Here is an 18,541-nt window from a genome sequence, read left to right on the forward strand (position 1 = left end):
GGCCTCCTTGCGGGCTCGTGTTACGGCTCGATCGAGTGAATCAGTTCAACCACGCGGGTCAGCACGGCCGGGTCCGTCTCGGGCGGCACGCCGTGGCCCAGGTTCACCACGTGGCCGGGCGCTGCGGAACCTGCCGCCACCACCTCGCGGACATGGGCCTCCAGCACCGGCCACGGGGCGCTGAGCAGGGCCGGGTCGATGTTGCCCTGCAGCGGCACGGTGCCGCCCAGCCGGCGGTTGGCCTCGTCCAGCGGCAGCCGGTAGTCCACGCCCATGACGTCCACGCCGACGTCGTGCATGGCCCCGAGCAGCTCGGAGGTGCCGGTGCCGAAGTGGATCAGCGGCACGCCCGTCCCGCGGACATGGTCCAGTGCCCGGGACGACGCCGGGGCCACATGTTTGGTGTAGTCGGCCAGGCCCAGCGACCCCGCCCAGGAGTCGAAGAGCTGGCCCGCGCTGGCACCGGCCTCGATCTGGGCACGCAGGAACTTGCCGGAGGCGTCGGCAGCCCAGTCCATGAGCCCCTTCCAGACGTCGGGGTCGGCGTGCATCATGGTGCGCGGGCCCAGGTGGTCGCGGGTGGGGCGGCCCTCCACCATGTACGCGGCAACGGTGAAAGGTGCGCCGGCAAAGCCGATGAGCGGGGTGCTGCCCAGTTCGGCCACGGTCAGGGCCACGGCCTCGCGGATGGGGTCCAGGGATTCGTCCGTCAGTTCCGGCAGGGCGGCCACGTCGGCGGCCGTGCGCACCGGGTGGTCCAAAACGGGGCCCACGCCGGGGACAATGTCCACGCCCACGCCGGCCAGCTTGAGCGGGATGACTATGTCGGAGAAGAAAATGGCGGCGTCGGTGTCATGGCGGCGCACGGGCTGCAGGGTGATCTCCGAGGCCATTTCGGGCTTGAGGCATGATTCCAGCATGGTGGTGCCCACGCGCAGCTCGCGGTATTCGGGCAGTGAGCGGCCGGCCTGGCGCATGAACCAGACGGGGCGCCGGCTCGGCGTGCCGCCGCGGTAGGCGGTGATCAGGGGCGAATCGGAGGTGCGGCCGTCCATGAGCGGATGGTTTGGGCTCAGTGTCATGGCACCACCATACAGAGGGAAACCGGGAGGCGTTTGTGCACAACTTGTCCGCCCGGGGCCGCATTCAGGGGCGGAACGGCCGCAGCCGGGTAAGGAGCATCACAGCCCTTTGGTGACAAATTAGGTCATCCTGTCCATAAACTCACATGTAAAGGGTCTACGATATTGGAATTGTGGTCCTTTTCTCTCTCGTAGCCTCGCACTCCAACATTGACTTGGAAACCGTTGCCCGCCTCAGCGCAGGTGCTGCGGCGGTCAGTGCTGAGGTGGTGTCGGGAAACAATGCCGTGGCCGGGCTGGTCACGCTCGCCACTTGCAACCGCTACGAACTGTATGCGCAGGCCCGCAGCGCCGAGGAGGTTGAGGACGCCCGCCAGAGCATCGTGGCCGCCGTCAGCGCCCACTCCGGGCTGGCCGAACACCAGGTTGCCGAAGCGCTCGCCACCCAGGAGGGCCCCGCCGTTCCGCGCCACCTGTTCGCCGTGAGCACCGGCCTGGATTCCGCCGTCGTGGGAGAGCGTGAAATTGCCGGCCAAGTGCGCCGGGCCCTCAGCACGGCCCAGGACGCCGGGGTGAGCACGCCCGCCCTGGTCCGCCTGTTCCAGGCCGCCTCGAAGACCGCGAAGGAAGTCGGCGCCCAGACGGCGTTGGGTCGCCGCGGCATGTCCATTGTCTCGGTGGCCCTGGAACTGGCGGCCGACCTCCAGGACGTCCGCTCGCTGGCCGGCAAGACTGCGGTCCTCTTTGGCACCGGTGCCTACGCAGGGGCTGCCATGGCCCAGCTGGCCCAGCGGGGCTGCACTGACATTCGCGTATATTCCATCTCCGGCCGGGCGGAAACGTTCACCGCCTCACGCGGCGGCACGGCGCTGAGCGAGGAGACCTTGCCGGGCGCGCTGGCCGAGGCGCACCTGCTGGTGGGCTGCAGCGGCTCCGAGCAGCAGCTCGCGGCTGCGGACCTGGCCGGGTTGCGCCCCGGCGGATCGGCCCAGCTGACCGCGATAGACCTGGCTCTCTCCCACGATTTTGCCCCCGACGTGGCGGACCTGCCGGGCGTTGACCTGCTGACCCTGGAGACCGTCCGCCAGGCCGCCCCGGCGGAGCAACAGGAAACCCTGTCCGAGGCCGCCGCCCTGGTGGCCAGCGCCGCGGAAAGCTTCGAGCAGGCCCAAAATGCACGGTCCCTGGACCACGCCATCGTGGCCCTGCGCCGCCACACCATGGCCGTGCTGGATGACGAAATTGCCAAGATCCGCCAGCAGCACGGCTGCACCGCGGCCACGGCCGAGGTGGAGTTCGCCATGCGACGCATGGTCAAGCAGCTCCTCCATGTGCCCACGGTGCGGGCGAAGGAGCTGGCGGCGGCAGGGGACGCCGAAAGCTACCTGTCGGCGCTGGACGCGCTCTATGGCTTGAAGGTCGAGCCGGCCGGACTCCAGGCTGCCGCGGAGGAAAAGCTCGCCATGACGCACGACGGCGGCGAGTCGGCCAGCGCCTGACGCAGCCTCGCTTGCAGTGGTCGAGAAGCAAGCGCCGGTGGTCGAGCAGCGAGCCCTGCGAGCGCGTCGAGACCCGGTGGTTGAGACCGCCCGGCTTGTCGAGCAGCGAGTACAGCGTTGGCTTCCACGACGATCGGTGGTGCAGCTCCTGCGACCACTTCGGTACACGACCCGCAGGAGCTGCACCATCGATTCCCGGCGCCACCACCAACCCGCAGGAACTGCACATTCGAATCGACCATGGTGCGCCCGCAGCCCGGGCGGACCCCGAAAATACAGATGTGGCTGTCCACGACAGTCGTCGACGGTTGAATCACCGATGCGCGGCGCCGACCACACGCCCAGTCAGCAGCGATGGCGACATAGCCCGGCCGTAAGTAACCATCCCTGCTGACTCGAACCGCGGGCGGCCGCGGGACGGTCCACGACAATCGACGGTGCAGCACCTGCGACCATTTCGGTGCACAACCCGCAGGAGCTGCACCATGGAATCCCGGGACGGGCACCAACCCGCAGGAGCTGCACTTTCGAATCGACAGTGGCGTGCCCGCCGCCCGGGCGGACTCCGAAAATTCAGATGCGGCTGGCCGCGGCAGTCGTCGACGGCCGAATCGCCCATGCGCGGCTCCGACCACACGCCCAGTCAGCAGCGATGGCGACTTAGCCCGGCCGTAAGTCGCCATCCCTGCTGACTCGAACCGCGGGCGGCCGCGGCACGGCCCACGACAATCGGTGGTGCAGCACCTGCGACCACTTCGGTACACGACCCGCAGGAGCTGCACCACCGAATCCCGCGACTACCACCAACCCGCAGGAGCTGCACTTTCAATTCCCTGCACCACCACCAGCACGCAGGAGCTGCACCATCGAATCGACAATGGTGCGCCCGCAGCCCGGGCGGACCCCGAGAAAATACAGATGTGGCTGTCCACGACAGTCGTCGACGGCCGAATCACCGATGCGCGGCGCCGACCACACGCCCAGTCAGCAGCGATGGCGACTTAGCCCGGCCGTAAGTCGCCATCCCTGCTGACTCGCGGCGCCAGCGAACGCCGGACGGCTCGATCCGGGCCCCGGATCACCCGAGAGTGCGCAAATGGCGGCCCTCGGCACCCCGTCAGCCCAGGGCGTTGACCCGGGTCAGTTTCGCTGAAAGCTCCCACAGCTTTCGCGCGGATTCACTGTCCACGGCGTGCGCGTCCACCCCGACAAAACGTGCAAGGGGCGATTCCGGGTCTGTGGGACGGGCAATGTCGCAGTCCTCGCAGTACACCCCGCCCTTGCCGTCCAGCTCGGCCGAGGTGGCGGCCCACACAGACGTTGCCGCGCCTTGCTTGGGCGTCTTAAACCCCTGGCGGAGGGTGCCGGATTCATCCATCCAGCCGGCGGCCACCATCTCCTCACGGGCCAGGTGGCGCTGCAGCCCGGTCATGATGCCTCCCGGGTTCACAGCAAACGCCCTGACCCCGTGGTCCCGTCCAAGCCTGTCCAACTCCACGGCAAAAAGGCTGTTGGCCGTCTTGGCCTGGCCGTAGGCCTCCCATTTGTCGTAGCCGTGCGTGAACTGCGGGTCGTCAAAGTGGATGCCGGAGCGCTTGTGGCCTGTGGAGGACAGCGACACCACCCGTGCGCCGCCGTCGGCCAGGGCAGGCCACAAGCCGTTGGTGAGCGTGAAGTGGCCCAGGTGGTTCGTGGCAAACTGTGCCTCCCAGCCGGGCCCCACCCGGGTTTCCGGGCATGCCATGATGGCCGCGTTGTTGACCAGGATGTCCAGGCTCCGGCCGGAATCAACATAGCCGCGGGCAAAGGCCTTCACGCTTTGCTGGTCGCCTAGGTCCATGGCCCGAACCTCCACGGAGCCCAGTCCTGCCTCGGCCAGCACGGTGCGGGCATGGGCGGGGCGGCGGGCGGGCACCACCACGCGGGCCCCGGCGTCGGCAAGTGCGCGCACTGTCTCCAGCCCCAGGCCCGAATAGCCTCCCGTGACAATGGCGTCGCACCCGGCCAGGTCCACGCCGTCGAGCACTTCGGCGGCCTCGGTGTCGTGGCCCCAGCCGGAGCCGATGGGCTGCTGCGGGGTGTCTTCGTGCAAACGGTGGATCATGGGACTCCCCTTGTGGCGGGTGGCTTCTGCCAAACTATTCGCTTGCGCGGCTTTTGTCGCCAGCCAACCACGCGTCGATCCCGCCGTCAAGATGCACGACGTCGGCATATCCGGCGGCCTTCAGGCTCGCCAGGGCCTGCGCTGAGCGCCCCCCGGACTTGCAGTGCAAAACCAGCGGCACATCCCGGGGGATGTCCTTCAGTGCGGTGCCGTCCTTGATCCCGCCCACCGGCACCAGCACGGAACCGGGAATGCGGGCGATGGCAAATTCCACGGGCTCGCGGACGTCCACCAGCACGAAGGAGTCCTCCCCCCGTTCCCTCTTGGCCAGGCGGGCGGCGAGCCGGTCCGCGGAGATGAGCTCGTTGCGGTCCTCTTCCTCGCCCTGGGGCAGGAGCCCGCAGAAGAAGTCGTAGTCAATCAATTCCGTGATGGGGGCGGCCGCGGGGTCCTTGGCGATGCGGATTTCACGCCAGCGGGCGGTCAGGGCGTCAAAGATGAGGAGGCGGCCCAGGAGTGTCTGGCCGATGCCGGTGATGAGCTTGACGGCCTCGGTCACCATCATGGCGCCGATGGACGCGCACAGCATCCCGAACACGCCGCCTTCGGCGCAGGAGGGGACAGTGCCGGGCGCCGGGGGCTCGGGGTAGAGGTCGCGGTAGTTGGGGCCGTGCTTCTCCCAAAACACGCTGACCTGTCCGTCGAAGCGCAGGATGGAGCCCCACACATAGGGCTTGCCCAGCAGTGCCGCGGCGTCGTTGACAAGGTAGCGGGTGGAGAAATTGTCCGCGCCGTCCAGGATGACGTCGTAGCTGCTGAAGAGCTCCAGGGCGTTGGAGGAATCCAGCCTGACGGGGTGCAGCACCACGTTCACGCCAGGGTTCAGTTCAAGGATGGCGTCGCGGGCGGATTCCAGCTTGGTGCGGCCAATGTCTGAGACGCCGTGGATCACCTGGCGCTGCAGGTTGCTCAGTTCCACGGTGTCGTCGTCAATGACGCCCAGGGTGCCCACCCCGGCGGCGGCCAGGTACAGCAAGGCGGGCGAGCCAAGCCCGCCGGCGCCGATGACCAGCACCCGGGCGTTCCGCAGTCGCTGCTGGCCCTCCAGGCCGATCTCAGGAATGAGGGCGTGGCGGGAATACCGCTCCATTTCCTCCCTGCTCAGTGCAGGGCCGGGCTCCACCAGCGGGGGCAGCGAGGCCGCACGGGTGGGGGTGAGCTGTTGGATCAGGGAAACCATGCTTAATACGATAGTCCGGCCTGGTCGGAAAGGATTGTTACCCACAGGTAGAATGGCAGGGATCCTTCCCGCAAGGTCATATGGGGAGGAATTGAGTGAAAGGCTCTCGCGATGACTTTGGACGCCTCCCCCGGAGAGCACAACACCCGCCGTGCCCCGCTCCCCAGACTGCCGCGTGACGAGCGCCGGGCGCAGCTGTTGGCATCGGCCCTGGAAGTTTTCGTCCACAACGGCTACCACGGCGCCGCCATGGATGAAATTGCCGAGGCCGCCAAGGTCAGCAAGCCCGTGCTGTACCAGCACTTCCCGAGCAAGCGCGAGCTCTACCTGGCCCTCCTGGACAGCCATCTGGCATCCCTGACCACCATGCTGCTTGCCGCACTGAACTCCACCTCGGACAACAAGCTGCGCGTGCAGGCCACCATGAAGGCGTATTTTCATTTCATGGCCAAGGACGACCAGGCTTTCCGGCTGGTGTTTGAATCGGACCTGGTCAACGACCCCGATGTGGCCGCACGGCTGGAAAAGTTCAATTCGGACTACGCCGACGCCATTGCCGGGGTCATTGCCGAGGACACCAAGCTGGCCCACCTTGAAGCCACGCTGCTGGGCCGTGCACTGGCCGGAATGGCGCAGGTCAGCGCCCGCTACTGGCTCGAAGCCAACGGCGACCTGGACATCGAAGTGGCCAGCGAGCTGGTCTACCGTTTAGCTTGGCGCGGAATTAGCCGCTTCCCCAAGGAACCGCAGCTCCCGTCGGCATAGAGTTTGCTTGTACTTTCATTTTGCACGTTTGCACCGAGGAGACACCTGTGGAAATCAAGATCGGCATCCAAAACATCGCCCGCGAAATTGTCCTCGATTCGGAGCAGTCGGCAGAAGACATTGCCGCACTGGTCTCGGAAGCCCTGGCCAAGGGCTCCGAACTGCGCCTCAAGGATGAGAAGGGCCGCATCGTCATTGTTCCGGGCAACGCCCTGGGCTATGTTGAACTGGGCGCCGAAGAGGCCCGCCGGGTTGGTTTCGGCGCACTGTAGGCCTTTTAGGCTTCATACTCCTTCCAGGAAAGAGGACCACTCATGGTTGCCTTGGTCATCATTGCGTTGACGGCCGGTGCCTTTGGTGCCATAGCCTGGGGCGTTGACAAGCACCGGACCACTTTTGGGGCACTGCTGCCGGCCGGCGCCGCCGTGGTTGCCGCCGAGCTGGTCTGGATGGCCACCATGGCATTGCGCCTCGACACCTCCCCCGCCACGGCCTGGATCCCCTGGATCCTGTCGATGGTGGTGGGCGGGGCCGTGGCGTGGGCCGTGGCCGGCTACGTGGGGCGCACCCGGCACGCGAAGGCCGTTGCGCGGACCAACGAAATCCTGGCGATGCACTAATTCCCGCCAGGGTTAGGCGCCGCGGCCCGCCTCCGTGCACACGCACAGCCGGTTCCCCTGCGCATCCGTGGCAATGACGAAGCGCGGCGCAGCCCCGTGGTCCAGCGAAGCCCCTGCGGCTTCGACGGCGGACAGCACCCCCGGGCTCTGCGCGTACGGCACGGTCACATCCAGGTGGAAGCGGTTGACATTGGGCGTGGCCGTCTGCTGAAACCACACGGACGGTCCGCGGCCAAACGGGTCCACCAGCGCACCGTCCTCCGCCTTGCGGTAGCCCAACGCGGCGCGCCACGTCTCTGAAATTGCGTCCGCATCATCCGTGTCAATGGCAATTTCCACTGTGTGCAGCAACTCCGGACGGGCCGCCGCGCCGGCCTCTGACGCCGCAGCGGAAATTGCCCGCGCAAGGGCCACGTCCCGGGCGGTCACCTTGGAGCCGGCGTCATGGGAGGTCAGGGCCACAAACAAGGTGTCGTAGCGCCAGTCGACGTCGGGGTGGTGGTTGGCTTCCTGCGCCAGCGCCCCGATCGCGGCAAACAGCTCCAGTGCCGCGGCCGACGTCGGGCACTTCAGTGCCGTGCGCAAGGCACCAAGGCCCAGGGTCCAGTCAGGCAGGGAGGCCAGCTCGGCGTCGATCTCGGGGCGGGTCAAAGCATCGTTCGCGGCCACGGCAGGCTCCTTCAAGATTCCGGTCTAAAGGTCCGGGCGGCCCTCCATGGCGGAGGACGCCAAGGCGTGGGCCCGCTTGGGAATGCGCCCGGCCCGTGATGCCAGTCTGCCACCGATCACGGCGTGTTTGAAGGCCTCGGCCATGCGCACGGGGTCCTGCGCCCGGGTCACGGCCGTGGCCAGGAGCACGGCATCACAGCCCAGTTCCATGGCCAGTGCGGCGTCGGAGGCGGTCCCGATGCCGGCGTCAAGCACCACGGGGACGGAGGCGCGGGAGACAATTAATTCGATATTGTGCGGGTTCAGGATGCCCAGCCCCGTGCCGATGGGGGCGCCCAGCGGCATGACGGCGGCAGCGCCCAGCTGTTCCAGCCGCAGGGCCACCACCGGGTCGTCGTTGGTGTAGGCAAAGACCTTGAAGCCGCGGTTCACCAGCTGTTCGGTGGCCTCGACCAGTTCGACGGCGTCCGGCAGTAGGGTGTGCTCATCGGCGATGACTTCCAGTTTCACCCAGTCCGTCTCCAGCGCCTCACGCGCCAGTTCGGCCGTCATGACCGCCTCGCGGGCCGTGAAGCAGCCGGCGGTGTTGGGCAGCACGCGGATGTTGTTCTCGACCAGCAGCTCAAAAAGGTTCGTGCCGCCGCTGCCGCCGCTGCCCGGGGCGTAGCGCCGCATGGCCACGGTGGTCAGTTCGGTGCCGGAGGCCACCAGCGCGGCGCCAAGCCCGTCAAGGCTGGGCGCGCCGCCCGTGCCCATGATCAGGCGGGAGCCCAGCGGGACTCCAGCCACGATGAACGGGTCCGTTGCTGTCAGGGTTTCAGTCATGGTGCTTCACTTTCCTCAAGGTTTGGTGCGCGGGCGGCGCTGGCTTAGCCGCCCTGGACGGCCGTGACGACCTCGACGTCGTCGCCGGGTTCCAGCGTGGTGCCGGCCCATTGGCTGCGGGGCACAATGTCCTGGTTGCGGGCCACGGCCACGCCCAGCCGGCCGCCGTCGGCAGGCTGGCCGCTGGCCAGGATGGCCCGGCCGGTGACAGCCGTGACCAGGTGCGCCACGGTGGTTCCTTCGGCCAGCGGACGGGCCGCGCCGTTGAGTTGGATGGTGCTCATGGTGTCTCCTCAGGTTCGGTGTGAGTTGACTGCAATGCGGGCGAGAACCTGTCCGGGCGGAACTGCTCCCAGGCCAGGTCCGTGACTCCGCCCAGCAGCTGGCGGGTGATGTGGGCGGCAATGGCCGTCAGAAGGACGCCGTGCCGGAAGAATCCCGTGGCGATGATGAGCCCCGGGATGTCCCTGCCGTGAGGGCCCGGAACACGGCCCAGCAGAGGTGCGTTGTCCGGGGTGCCGGGGCGGGCGCGGGCCGTGGTTTCCATGAGTTCCAGTTCGGCCACGGCGGGCACCAGCACCTGGGCGTCTCGCAGCAGCTGGTGGACTCCCCCGGCGCTGACGCCGGCCGATCCGTCCTCTCGCATGGTGGCCCCGAGCACCACGGTGTTGTCATTGCGCGGCACCAGGTACACGGGCAGTCCGCGGACCAGGCCGCGGATGGTGGCCGTGGTGAGCGGGCGCAGGTGTTCGGGGACGCGCAGGCGCAGGATGTCGCCGTACACGGGGCGCAGAGGCAGCACCAGCCCGTCCGGCAGGCCCTGCAGCGTGGGGGCGGCCAGTCCGTTGGCCACCACCACCTCCCGGGCATGGACCTCCCGGCCGTCCTCCAGCAGCACGCCCGTCACCCTGGAGCGGGTGTCCGCCGGGTCCTCATGCAACAGCTCGACGGCGTTGCGCCGGATGGAGGTTTGCTCCTCGCGGAGCCGGCCGCGCTCGGCCGCCACCACATTGAGCTGCACGCGGATGGCCGTTGCCACGCCGCGCGGATCAACCTGGTGGTCCTGGGGTATCCGGAAGGCGCAGGAAATGTGAGGGCCCACCAGCGGTTCCTGGGCCCGTGCTTCACGGATGGACAGCTGTTCAACGTCCAGCCCGTGCGCCAGCTGGACTTCACGCAAGTCAGCCAGCGCGGCTCGGTCCGCAGCATCGGCACCCAACACAAGCGTCGGCGTCGTGCGGAATCCGGTGTCAGCGTGCCCGGCGGCCACCAGCGGCGCCACAAACTCCGGCCAGCGGGCCGCGGAGGCAAGCGTAAGCGCCAGCAAGCCCTCCTCCTGGTAATGGAGTTCGCTGACCGGTGCCAGCATGCCGGCCGCGGCAAAGGTGGCTCCCGTGGCCGGCGAGGGGTCGATGACGGTGACCGCATCGCCGGCCCGCTGGGCTTCCCAGGCGATGCCCAGGCCCACGATGCCCCCGCCCACAACGGCCACGTCGGTGGTGATGGTCTCCGGCACTGTGCGCGCCATTTTTGGGTCTCCTTCCCTACGCCGGCATGATCCGGATCAGGTTCCACGCCCTTGCGGGCGCCTGTCGGTCGGCGCAGTCGGCGCCCTCTCAGCCAGCTTTCCTGGCTCCCGCGGTACTGAACTAGTCTAGGAGATATGCACACCCCTTCGCTCACACATGACGCCATGCCCCTTTTCTCCGCCCTCGCCGAGCCGGCCCGGGACTCGCCCACTGTGGCCGGCGCCAGGCTGTATGTCTGCACTGACGCCCGCCGGGACCGCGGGGACTTTGCCGAGTTTGTCCGGGCGGCGTACGCCGGCGGCGTGGACATCATCCAGCTGCGGGACAAGTTCCTGGAGGCCGCCGAGGAACTGGAGTTGCTGGCTGTGTTGCGCTCTGTTGCGGAGGAATTCGGCAAGCTGTGGGCGGTCAACGACCGTGCCGACATTGCATCCCTGTCCGGCGCCCCCGTGTTCCATGTGGGGCAAAAGGACCTGCCGCTGCCAGCCGCCCGGTCCCTGGTGGGCCCGTCGGTGTCCGTGGGTCTCTCCAGCCACGACCGCCTCCAGGCCTCCGCCGCCGCGTCCAGCCACTTCGCCGACTACTTCTGCGTGGGGCCGCTGTGGGCCACGCCCACCAAGCCTGGCCGGGCCGCCGTCGGCCTTGACCTGGTGAAGCACGCCGCCTCCCTGCGCACGTCCAAGCCGTGGTTTGCCATCGGCGGGGTGGACCTTTCAAACGTTGACGCCGTGGTGGAGGCCGGCGCCTCCCGGATTGTGGTGGTCAGGGCGGTCACCGACGCTGAAGATCCGACGGCGGCCGCCCAGGAACTGCTGTCCCGCTTGCCTGCGCTGGGGTAGCGTCCGCGGCCGTTGCCCTAGACGAGCCCCGCGATCCCCGCCATCCGCGCCAGGACGTCCAGCTGCACGTCGAAGAGGGCTGCCGGGTCGTGGAAGGTTGACTTCCCGTATTGGCCAAACACCTCGAAGCTGACGGCGCCAAAAATCGCCGCCCAGGCCAGGACTCCGCGGGCCAGGGCGTTGTCATCCGCCGTGATGCCCCATTCGCTGCGGATGGCCTCGAAGTCCGCAGCGAGAAGGTGGCCGGGAACGGATTCCGCCTCTGTGCCGGCATGTTCTTCGGCTGGACCCGCGGGCGGTCCGCCAGCCCTGATGCCCGCAGTGTAGGCGCCCTCCAGGATGCCCACCAGCTTGGCGATGACGCGGGTGCCCGGTCCCGTTGTCTGGTCCGCGGGGGCGTCATAACCTGGCACGGGTGAGCCAAAAAGAAGTCCGTAGCGGGCCTGTTCAGCCAGGGCCCATGTTCGGACGGCCCGTCCCAACGCCCGGAACCGCCCCGAATAATCGGCCTCGGGAACCTTGTCCACGGCCGCATCCACGGCGTCTCCCAGTGAATTGTAGGCATCCACCAGCAGCAGGGTCAGCAACTCGTCACGGCTCTTGACGTAGCGGTAGACGGCGGAGGAGACCACGCCAAGGTCGCGGGCCACGGCCCGCAGCGACAGTCCCGCCGCTCCGTGGACGGCCAGGTGGCGGCGGCCGATCAACAAGATCTCATCCATGGTCTGGAGCCGTGCGCGCTCCCGCGGTGTTTGTGCCATGCCCTGATTTTGAACCATTGTGAGAGCGTCGTCAACTTTAGTGAGCAGTGCTCTTGACATTGGCGGTCCCCTGTTTGACACTTAATTTTAGAGAGCACCGCTCTCTAATTCACAAATTCCGCTCCACAGAATCGAGACCACCATGGACGCCGTCAAGGTCGTCACCGGCGCCGGGCCCGTCGGCTGGACCGTTGCCACTCAACTCGCCGAAGCCGGCCAGCACGTCAGGGTCCTGACCCGTTCCGGTTCGGGTCCGGAGCATCCGGGCATTGAAAGGCTGCGCGTGGACGTCAGCCACCCGGGGGCACTCCGGGCGTCACTGGCCGGCGCCGACGCCATTTTCCATTGCGTTCATGGTTCCAAATACAACGCCGAAACATGGCGGCGCGAGCTCCCGGCGGCCGAGCACGTGGTGCTGGCGGCGGCGGGCGAGGGTGGCGCCGTCGTCGTTTTCCCGGAGAGCCTCTATTCCTACAGCCAGCCCAGCGCCGTCATGGCGGAGGACAGCCCGCGCCTGGCCGAAGGCGGAAAGCGCGGCGTACGGACCCTCTTGCTGGCAGCCCGGGCGGCCTCCCCCACGCCCACGGTCAGCGTGGTGGCCTCGGACTTCTTCGGCCCGCAAGTCCGCAACGCCCATGCGGGCGAGCGCATGGTCCCGCAGCTGCTTCGGGGACGGCGAGTGTCCGTGGTCGCCCGGGCGGATGTGCCGCACTCGTTTACCTACGTCCCGGACCTCGCCGCGGCCATGATCAGGGCAGCCGCCATGCCCGGCCTGTGGAATTCCGTGCTCCACGCCCCCACCAACCCGGCCCTGACGCAGCGCGCCCTCGCCGCCGCATTCACCTCCGCCGCGGGGCTGCCGGCGCCGAAGGTGGGTGCCGTCCCGGCCTGGGTGCTGCGTGCCTCGGGGATGTTCTCCAGCGACGTGCGGGACCTGGCGGAGACGCTGTACCAGTTCCAGCGGCCGTTCATCATGGACTCCGCCGCCAGCCAGGAATTGCTAGGGCTGGCACCCACTCCGCTGGAAACCGCGGCGAAGGAGACCGTGGAGTGGTGGCGCGGGCAAGCCTAGCTGGCAGGCTCGGCCCGTGCGGCAATCTTGCGCAGCAGGGCCGCCAGCTGCGCCTTCTCCCCCGCAGCCAGCCCGGCAAGCAGCTCCCTCTCGCGGTCCAGAAAGTGCGGAAACTCGCGGTTGACGAGCTCCGTTCCCAAGGGCGTTAGGCGCATGAGGACCACGCGGCCGTCGCGCTCCCAGGGCAGCCGCTCCACCAACCCGCGGCGCGCCAGGCGGTCAACGTTCTTGGTGGTGGAAGCGCCGCTCAGCATGGTGGCCGCGGTGACCTCGCTGGCCCGCAGGGGCCGGTCGCTGCGCGCCAGCGTGCAGAGCACGTCAAATTCCGCGCGCGACACCGCCGCCGCCGCGAGGTCGCGCTCCACCCGCTGGGAGGCCAGCGCGCCGATCCGGGAAATGCGTCCCATCACTTCAATGCTGGAGACATCCAGGCCCGGTCGCGCCTTTTCCCAGCCGGCCCGGGCGCGGTCCACAAAGTCGCCCGTCGATTCGAAGTCCATTCCCCCATCCTAGAGAGGATCCTCACACACTTCACATCTATTTTACTAGTAAATTACTTGCTAACATGAAAGCATGCCCACCCTGACTCGTGTCCGCGACTCCCACGCCGCCCTGGCCCATGCCGTATCGCCGGGCGCTTGGCGAAGGTCCTTCGCCATGCGCCCGGCAGACGCCATCTTCGCACCAGCCATCAAAGTAGGCATTGCGGCGTCGCTGGTCCTCGTCTCGGGCGGACTGCTGGGGCAGGGGCAACTCGCTGGCATCGCCTCCCTGGGCGCACTCGTGTCCGCCTTTGGCCGCTACCAGCCGTATCCGAGGCTGGGGCGCATTCTGGTCCTGGTCGCCGGCTGCCTCCTTCTTGCCGCGGGCGCGGGCTCGCTCATGGGCGCCGCCGGCGTGCCGCCCTGGTACCAGATTGCCGTGTTTTCCGTTCTCGCGGGCCTGGCTGCGCATGTGTTCGGGGCCTTCGGCGTCACGGGACCGGGCGCCGTCATCCTGGTCTTTGCGGCCTCAGCGGGCTCCGGTTACGCGCACACCGCGGACGCCGTTCCGCGCGTTCTGGCGGCCGTCGCCCTCGGCGCCGGAGCCGGCTGGATCGTGGCCATGGCCCCCGTCCTCGTGGAGCCGATGGGCCCGGCCCGGCTGGCCGTGGCGCGGGCCATCGCCGCCGTGGTTCAGCTGGGGACTGACGACGCCGGCACCCGGCTTGGCGATGCGGCCTCCCCTTTGCGCCGGGCCCGGGAGTCGGTGGCACTCAGCGCCGGCCGCCAACGATCCGGCGAGCTGCGCGCCGTCAGGCTGCAGCGTGAGGCTGCCTCGCTGCACGGGTTGCTGGACGAGGCCGAGGCGGCCCTGTCGCTGGCCGGAGAGGCCCGCGCGGCCGCTCTAGGGCGCCTGGCCCGGCACGAATCGGCCCTGCGCAGGACGTGGCGCACAGCGCCCACCCCCGGCACCACTGCCGGAGGGCCGGCGGTGGGGGCGCCGGCGGCGGGAGCTGGAGCCGCACGGCCCGCCCCTGAGGGCTTTCTAGCCGCGGCCCGTGCGGGCCTGGGTTCGTGGGCCAGCGCCGGCTGGGCCGTGCGGATGGCCGCGGCGTCAGCACTGGCCGGCTGGGCCGCCGTCGGGCTTGGGCTGGGGCACCCGCTGTGGGCGTCGATGGGCGCCGTGGCTGCCCTGCAGGGGCTGGACTACAGCACCACCGTCCAGCGCAGCATCCAGCGCCTGCTGGGAAATGTGGCCGGCGCGGCCCTGGCCGTGGCGCTGCTGTCGGTGCCGCTGGGGTTCTGGCCGTCCGTGGCGCTGGTGGTGGCGTTCCAGGTGCTGGCTGAGCTGCTGGTACTCAAGAATTACACGCTGACGACCATTGCGGTCACGCCGATGGCGTTGCTCATGACGGGGCTCGGCTCGCACCTGGGCCCTGAGGCCGCGTTCAGCCGCGTGGCAGACACGCTGGCGGGGGTGGTGGCTGGCGTGCTGGTCGCGGCCGTGAGCATTTCGCGCACGGACAGGGCGCATGTTGCGCCCGAAGGCTGACTCCACGCCAGTTCAGGACAAGCAGGGCGTTCAGGACGGGCAGAGGCAGAAGGGGTGCCCGGCCGGGTCCAAAAAGATGCGGACCGTGGCGCCGGGCTGGTGTGCCGCTTTCGTGGCGCCCAGTTGAATCACCGCGGACCCACCGGCGTCCAGATCGTCCACCACCACGTCCAGGTTCATCTGCCGCAGTGATTCCTGCCCCGGCCAGCCCGCGTGAAAGCCCCTCCCCCACTTCCGGCCCAACGGGCACATAACGTGGATGTTTGCTGCAAACATCCACGTTATGTGCCTGTTCGGCCGCAGCGTGGGGGCCAAAAGAAGGGTCTCAGAGGTGCATGGCCTGTGCCAGCAGTTCAAAGCTGCGGATCCAGGCCGTGCGGTCGGTGACCTGTGTGGCCACGATGAGCTCGTCGGCGTCAGCCTTGGCGGCGAAGTCCTCCAGGTAGGCGCGGGCGGCGTCGGGGGTCCCGACGGCGGAGTAGCGCATCATGTTCAACACCTGTTGGCCGGCCGGGGAATCGAGCAGCAGGTCCATCTCCGCCTCGGTGAACGTCTGGCCGCGGCCCACCATCGAGGCCACCCGGCGGCGCTTGGCCGTCAGGAACAGGGAGTCGGCGGCTTCCTGCGTGTCGGCCACAATCGCGTTGACGCCGGCAATGACGTAAGGCTCCGCCATGGCCGCCGAAGGCTGGAAATCGCGGCGGTAAATGCGCACCGCGTCTTCGAGGGCCTGCGGGGCAAAGTGCGAGGCGAAGGAATACGGCAGCCCCAGGGCCGCCGCCAGCCGTGCCCCAAAGAGGGATGAGCCCAGGATGTACAGTGGCACGTGGGTGTCCTTGCCCGGGTAGGCATTCACTCCGGAAATGCGGGTCTGGCCGTCAAAGTAGGCCTGCAGTTCCTGCACGTCGGAGGGAAAGGTGTCTGCGGCGGACGGGTCCCGGCGCAGCGCCCGCATGGTATTTTGGTCGCTGCCCGGCGCCCGTCCCAGCCCCAGGTCAATGCCTCCCGGGTGCAGGGTCTCCAGCGTGCCGAACTGCTCCGCAATCTGCAGCGGCGAGTGGTTGGGCAGCATGATCCCGCCGGCGCCGAGCCTGATGGTGGACGTATTCGCAGCAACGTGGGCGATCAACACGCTGGTGGCCGAGGAGGCGATCGAGGGCATGTTGTGGTGCTCGGCAAACCAGATCCGCTTATACCCCCACCCTTCGGCCTTTTGTGCCAGTTCCACGGAGGCCCGGAAACTCTCCGCAATGCCGGACTCGCCAATGTGGGCAAGGTCAAGGATGGAAAGGGGAAGCGTCATGGGTGGTGCCTTTCAGGTGGTCTCTTTAGCGCCAACCCCGGAACGGGCCGGGATATTTCCGCCGGGCCGACGCCGGGGCGCCGCATCCTCAAACGACAGCCGGAACGCTCAGCCGCTCGATGGCGGCCAGGGCGGCCGCCCGCCCCGCGCGGGTGGCGCCCAGGGTTGATGCGGACGCGCCATACCCCACCAGGAGCAGCCGGGGCTCGCGCGCCACCTTCACACCGTCCATGACGATGCCGCCACCCGGCTCGCGCAATTTGAGCGGCGCCAGGTGGTCCAGGGCCGCACGGAAACCGGTGGCCCAGAGAACTGCATCCGCCTCAAACACCGAGCCGTCCGAAAAAACGGCACCCGTGGGCGTCAGCCTGCTCAAGGGGCCCCGCGACACCAGCGTTCCGGCGGCAATGCCGTTTTGGTACTGCTGTGTTAATGGCAGTCCCGTCACGCCGACCACGCTGAGCGGCGGCAGTCCGGCTGCGGTGCGCTCATTGACGCGGCGTTCCACGTCACGCCCCCAGTCGGGGTTGAATTCGCGGGTGGTGAATTCCGGCGGGCGGCGCGTGGACCACGCCGTTTCCACTCCGGCATCCGCCAGCTGGAGCAGGAACTGCACTGCCGAGGTGCCGGCGCCCACCACCAGCACGCGCTGCCCCGCAAACTCGGCCACGGAGCGGAAGTCATGGGTGTGCAGCTGCCGGCCGGCAAACGATTCCACTCCCGGATAGTGCGGCCAGTGCGGCTTGTCCCAGGTCCCCGTGGCGTTGATGACCAGCCTGGCCGTGAACACGCCGCCGTCCGTCTCCACCGCCAGGGGCGGGCCGGAAGTGTCGGCGGGGACGCCGCCGTCGTTCTTGGCCTCCGGCCGGACGGCCAGGACCTTGACCGGCCGCCGGACGGGCAGCTCAAAGGCCGCCTCGTACCGTCCGTAGTAACGCTCGACGACGGCGGACGCGGGCTCCGCGGGATCGGCCGGGCCCAGCTTCATGCCGGGGAGGTCGTGGATGGCGTGGGCAGCTCCCAGGGTCAGGGACGGCCAGCGGTGGCGCCATGCGCCGCCGGGTCCCGGGTTGGCGTCCAGGACCACAAAGTCCCGCCCCGCGGCGAGCCCGTGCCGGGCCAGGTAGTAGGCGGCGGAAAGCCCCGCCTGCCCCGCCCCAATGATCACCACGTCCAGCATTTCCACCCTCCGTTGCCCTTTTATGGCTTGAACGGGCGGCCCCGGGCGGCTATTCCAAACGTGAGGGAAGCCACTGCCGGGACGCGGCCCGGTCCGCTGCCCACACCGCCACGGCACCGACGGCGTACGCCGCCAGGTCCCAGCTGGAAAAGGTGGTGCCGAAGACAAGGCGCGACGGCGGGAAGCTCTCGGCCAGCTGCGCGGGGATGCCCGTCAGCTGGGAGAATTCAACGGCGGCGCTGAACCCGAAAGCCGCCAGCGCCAGCCAGTGCCGCGGGGTCCGCGGCGCGATCGCGGCCAGCACCAGGTAGACCAGCACGGTGTACAGGGCGTCGGCGGCCAGGCCGGCCGGCCCGCCCAGGGAGAGGTAGTGCAGCGCCAGGCCAAGAATGACAACGCCGACGGCGGCAACAATCAGCGCGGCGCGCCGGGACAGGGGTGCTTTTGCGGTGGCCATGGGTACGAGTCTACAAAGGCCGTCATCAGAGATCGGAGTAGATGTCCCGGCGGTGTGCGATGTCGATAACAAGGACCAATATCTGTTCATCGTCGATGGTGACCAATATCCTGTAGTCGCCAACCCGGTAGCGCCAAAACTCTTCGCTCACCAACTTCCGGCCGAGCTGTCGCGGGTCATCCGCAACGGCAAGCCTTTCCTCAAGAAACCGGCGGATTCTCCGCGCAACGACCGGGTCCAGCTTCTTGACGGATTTTTGGGCTTTCGGCGTCAGGCGAATCGAATAACTCACACCGGCCACTCGACATCCGCAAGGTCGACAGATTCGTCGTTCGACTGCGTGAATTCCTCGAGGGCGTCCTTGGCAAGGAAATAATCCTCATACTCGTCCAAAAAGAGAACTATCGCTTCGGTGGCGTAGAACGTCCTCGACCTGCCGGTCCGCCGGGCAAGCGCCTCCAACCGGGCCTTGGTTTCGGTGTCCAGGCGAACATTCAGCTGCGACATGCCGCTCTCCTTCCGTATGTATACAAGTATAGATGCGGAAGGCCGGCCTAATCCA

At 68.2% G+C, this 18,541-nt stretch carries 21 protein-coding genes and 1 pseudogene; 7 read left to right on the top strand and 15 right to left on the bottom strand.

All coding sequences use genetic code 11. From position 1 onward, the window contains the following. Positions 1-20: 20 nt before the first annotated feature. Entirely contained in the window at positions 21-1,082 is a 1,062-nt protein-coding gene (gene hemE, locus G6N77_RS09830; protein WP_165181975.1) for a uroporphyrinogen decarboxylase, read from the bottom strand. A gap of 173 nt (positions 1,083-1,255) precedes the next feature. Here hemE and G6N77_RS09835 point away from each other — a divergent pair, with 173 nt between their 5' ends. Continuing rightward, complete coding sequence (locus G6N77_RS09835; protein ID WP_165181976.1) at positions 1,256-2,581, top strand: glutamyl-tRNA reductase; 1,326 nt, start codon at positions 1,256-1,258, stop codon at positions 2,579-2,581. 1,117 nt (positions 2,582-3,698) lie between these two features. Here G6N77_RS09835 and G6N77_RS09840 read toward each other — a convergent pair. Together G6N77_RS09840 and moeB are read right to left on the bottom strand one after the other, a co-directional pair. Next, complete coding sequence (locus G6N77_RS09840; protein WP_165181977.1) at positions 3,699-4,685, bottom strand: SDR family NAD(P)-dependent oxidoreductase; 987 nt, start codon at positions 4,683-4,685, stop codon at positions 3,699-3,701. Between the two features lie 34 nt (positions 4,686-4,719). Continuing rightward, on the bottom strand, positions 4,720-5,925 hold the full coding sequence (moeB, locus tag G6N77_RS09845; RefSeq protein WP_165181978.1) for a molybdopterin-synthase adenylyltransferase MoeB: 1,206 nt from the start codon (positions 5,923-5,925) through the stop codon (positions 4,720-4,722). Between the two features lie 111 nt (positions 5,926-6,036). Here moeB and G6N77_RS09850 point away from each other — a divergent pair, with 111 nt between their 5' ends. The 3 genes from G6N77_RS09850 to G6N77_RS09860 are packed head-to-tail and all read left to right on the top strand — an operon-like array spanning position 6,037 to position 7,310. Further along, entirely contained in the window at positions 6,037-6,690 is a 654-nt protein-coding gene (locus G6N77_RS09850; protein ID WP_165181979.1) for a TetR/AcrR family transcriptional regulator, read from the top strand. A 47-nt stretch (positions 6,691-6,737) separates the two neighbouring features. Continuing rightward, on the top strand, positions 6,738-6,962 hold the full coding sequence (locus tag G6N77_RS09855) for a DUF3107 domain-containing protein (protein WP_165181980.1): 225 nt from the start codon (positions 6,738-6,740) through the stop codon (positions 6,960-6,962). 42 nt (positions 6,963-7,004) lie between these two features. Next, entirely contained in the window at positions 7,005-7,310 is a 306-nt protein-coding gene (locus tag G6N77_RS09860) for a hypothetical protein (protein WP_165181981.1), read from the top strand. Between the two features lie 12 nt (positions 7,311-7,322). Here G6N77_RS09860 and G6N77_RS09865 read toward each other — a convergent pair whose 3' ends face one another. From G6N77_RS09865 to thiO, 4 genes are read right to left on the bottom strand one after another with little or no spacing between them, the layout of a single operon-like run. Beyond that, positions 7,323-7,979, bottom strand: a complete 657-nt coding sequence (locus G6N77_RS09865) for a 4a-hydroxytetrahydrobiopterin dehydratase (RefSeq protein ID WP_165181982.1) — start codon at positions 7,977-7,979, stop codon at positions 7,323-7,325. 24 nt (positions 7,980-8,003) lie between these two features. Continuing rightward, positions 8,004-8,804 carry a thiazole synthase gene (locus G6N77_RS09870; RefSeq protein ID WP_165181983.1) on the bottom strand — a complete coding sequence of 267 codons (801 nt, stop codon included), beginning with the start codon at positions 8,802-8,804 and terminating at the stop codon, positions 8,004-8,006. 44 nt (positions 8,805-8,848) lie between these two features. Then, entirely contained in the window at positions 8,849-9,088 is a 240-nt protein-coding gene (gene thiS, locus G6N77_RS09875) for a sulfur carrier protein ThiS (protein ID WP_165181984.1), read from the bottom strand. Continuing rightward, positions 9,085-10,332, bottom strand: a complete 1,248-nt coding sequence (gene thiO, locus G6N77_RS09880) for a glycine oxidase ThiO (protein WP_165181985.1) — start codon at positions 10,330-10,332, stop codon at positions 9,085-9,087. The genes thiS and thiO overlap by 4 nt, the downstream gene beginning before the upstream one ends. A gap of 165 nt (positions 10,333-10,497) precedes the next feature. Here thiO and thiE point away from each other — a divergent pair, with 165 nt between their 5' ends. Then, positions 10,498-11,172 carry a thiamine phosphate synthase gene (gene thiE, locus G6N77_RS09885; protein WP_165181986.1) on the top strand — a complete coding sequence of 225 codons (675 nt, stop codon included), beginning with the start codon at positions 10,498-10,500 and terminating at the stop codon, positions 11,170-11,172. Between the two features lie 17 nt (positions 11,173-11,189). On the opposite strand, the gene G6N77_RS09890 is transcribed toward thiE, so the two are convergent. After that, a complete protein-coding gene (locus tag G6N77_RS09890) occupies positions 11,190-11,933 on the bottom strand; it encodes a TetR/AcrR family transcriptional regulator (RefSeq protein WP_165181987.1) in 744 nt (247 codons plus the stop codon). Between the two features lie 142 nt (positions 11,934-12,075). Here G6N77_RS09890 and G6N77_RS09895 point away from each other — a divergent pair, with 142 nt between their 5' ends. Beyond that, positions 12,076-13,005: an NAD-dependent epimerase/dehydratase family protein gene (locus G6N77_RS09895; RefSeq protein ID WP_165181988.1), complete on the top strand. Its 930-nt coding sequence runs from the start codon at positions 12,076-12,078 to the stop codon at positions 13,003-13,005. On the opposite strand, the gene G6N77_RS09900 is transcribed toward G6N77_RS09895, so the two are convergent. Continuing rightward, positions 13,002-13,505 carry a MarR family winged helix-turn-helix transcriptional regulator gene (locus tag G6N77_RS09900; protein ID WP_165181989.1) on the bottom strand — a complete coding sequence of 168 codons (504 nt, stop codon included), beginning with the start codon at positions 13,503-13,505 and terminating at the stop codon, positions 13,002-13,004. The genes G6N77_RS09895 and G6N77_RS09900 overlap by 4 nt on opposite strands. Before the next feature lie 73 nt (positions 13,506-13,578). Here G6N77_RS09900 and G6N77_RS09905 point away from each other — a divergent pair, with 73 nt between their 5' ends. After that, positions 13,579-15,039, top strand: coding sequence for an FUSC family protein (locus G6N77_RS09905; protein WP_165181990.1), 1,461 nt, complete (start codon positions 13,579-13,581; stop codon positions 15,037-15,039). Positions 15,040-15,069: 30 nt separating this feature from the next. Here the strand turns inward: G6N77_RS09905 and G6N77_RS09910 are convergent. From G6N77_RS09910 to relB, 6 genes and pseudogenes are all read right to left on the bottom strand, one after another. After that, positions 15,070-15,246 (bottom strand): annotated as a pseudogene (locus G6N77_RS09910) (VOC family protein); the annotation flags it as partial. Positions 15,247-15,364: 118 nt separating this feature from the next. Continuing rightward, complete coding sequence (locus G6N77_RS09915) at positions 15,365-16,342, bottom strand: LLM class flavin-dependent oxidoreductase (protein WP_165181992.1); 978 nt, start codon at positions 16,340-16,342, stop codon at positions 15,365-15,367. A gap of 88 nt (positions 16,343-16,430) precedes the next feature. Further along, complete coding sequence (locus G6N77_RS09920; protein WP_165181993.1) at positions 16,431-17,522, bottom strand: FAD-dependent oxidoreductase; 1,092 nt, start codon at positions 17,520-17,522, stop codon at positions 16,431-16,433. Positions 17,523-17,571: 49 nt separating this feature from the next. After that, positions 17,572-17,979: a ribosomal maturation YjgA family protein gene (locus G6N77_RS09925; protein ID WP_165181994.1), complete on the bottom strand. Its 408-nt coding sequence runs from the start codon at positions 17,977-17,979 to the stop codon at positions 17,572-17,574. 25 nt (positions 17,980-18,004) lie between these two features. Continuing rightward, a complete protein-coding gene (locus tag G6N77_RS09930; protein WP_165181995.1) occupies positions 18,005-18,271 on the bottom strand; it encodes a type II toxin-antitoxin system RelE family toxin in 267 nt (88 codons plus the stop codon). Beyond that, complete coding sequence (gene relB, locus G6N77_RS09935; RefSeq protein ID WP_165181996.1) at positions 18,268-18,486, bottom strand: type II toxin-antitoxin system RelB family antitoxin; 219 nt, start codon at positions 18,484-18,486, stop codon at positions 18,268-18,270. The genes G6N77_RS09930 and relB overlap by 4 nt, the downstream gene beginning before the upstream one ends. Positions 18,487-18,541 lie beyond the last annotated feature (55 nt).

It is taken from the genome of Arthrobacter silviterrae (assembly GCF_011045165.1).
Taxonomy (GTDB): Bacteria; Actinomycetota; Actinomycetes; order Actinomycetales; family Micrococcaceae; genus Specibacter; species Specibacter silviterrae.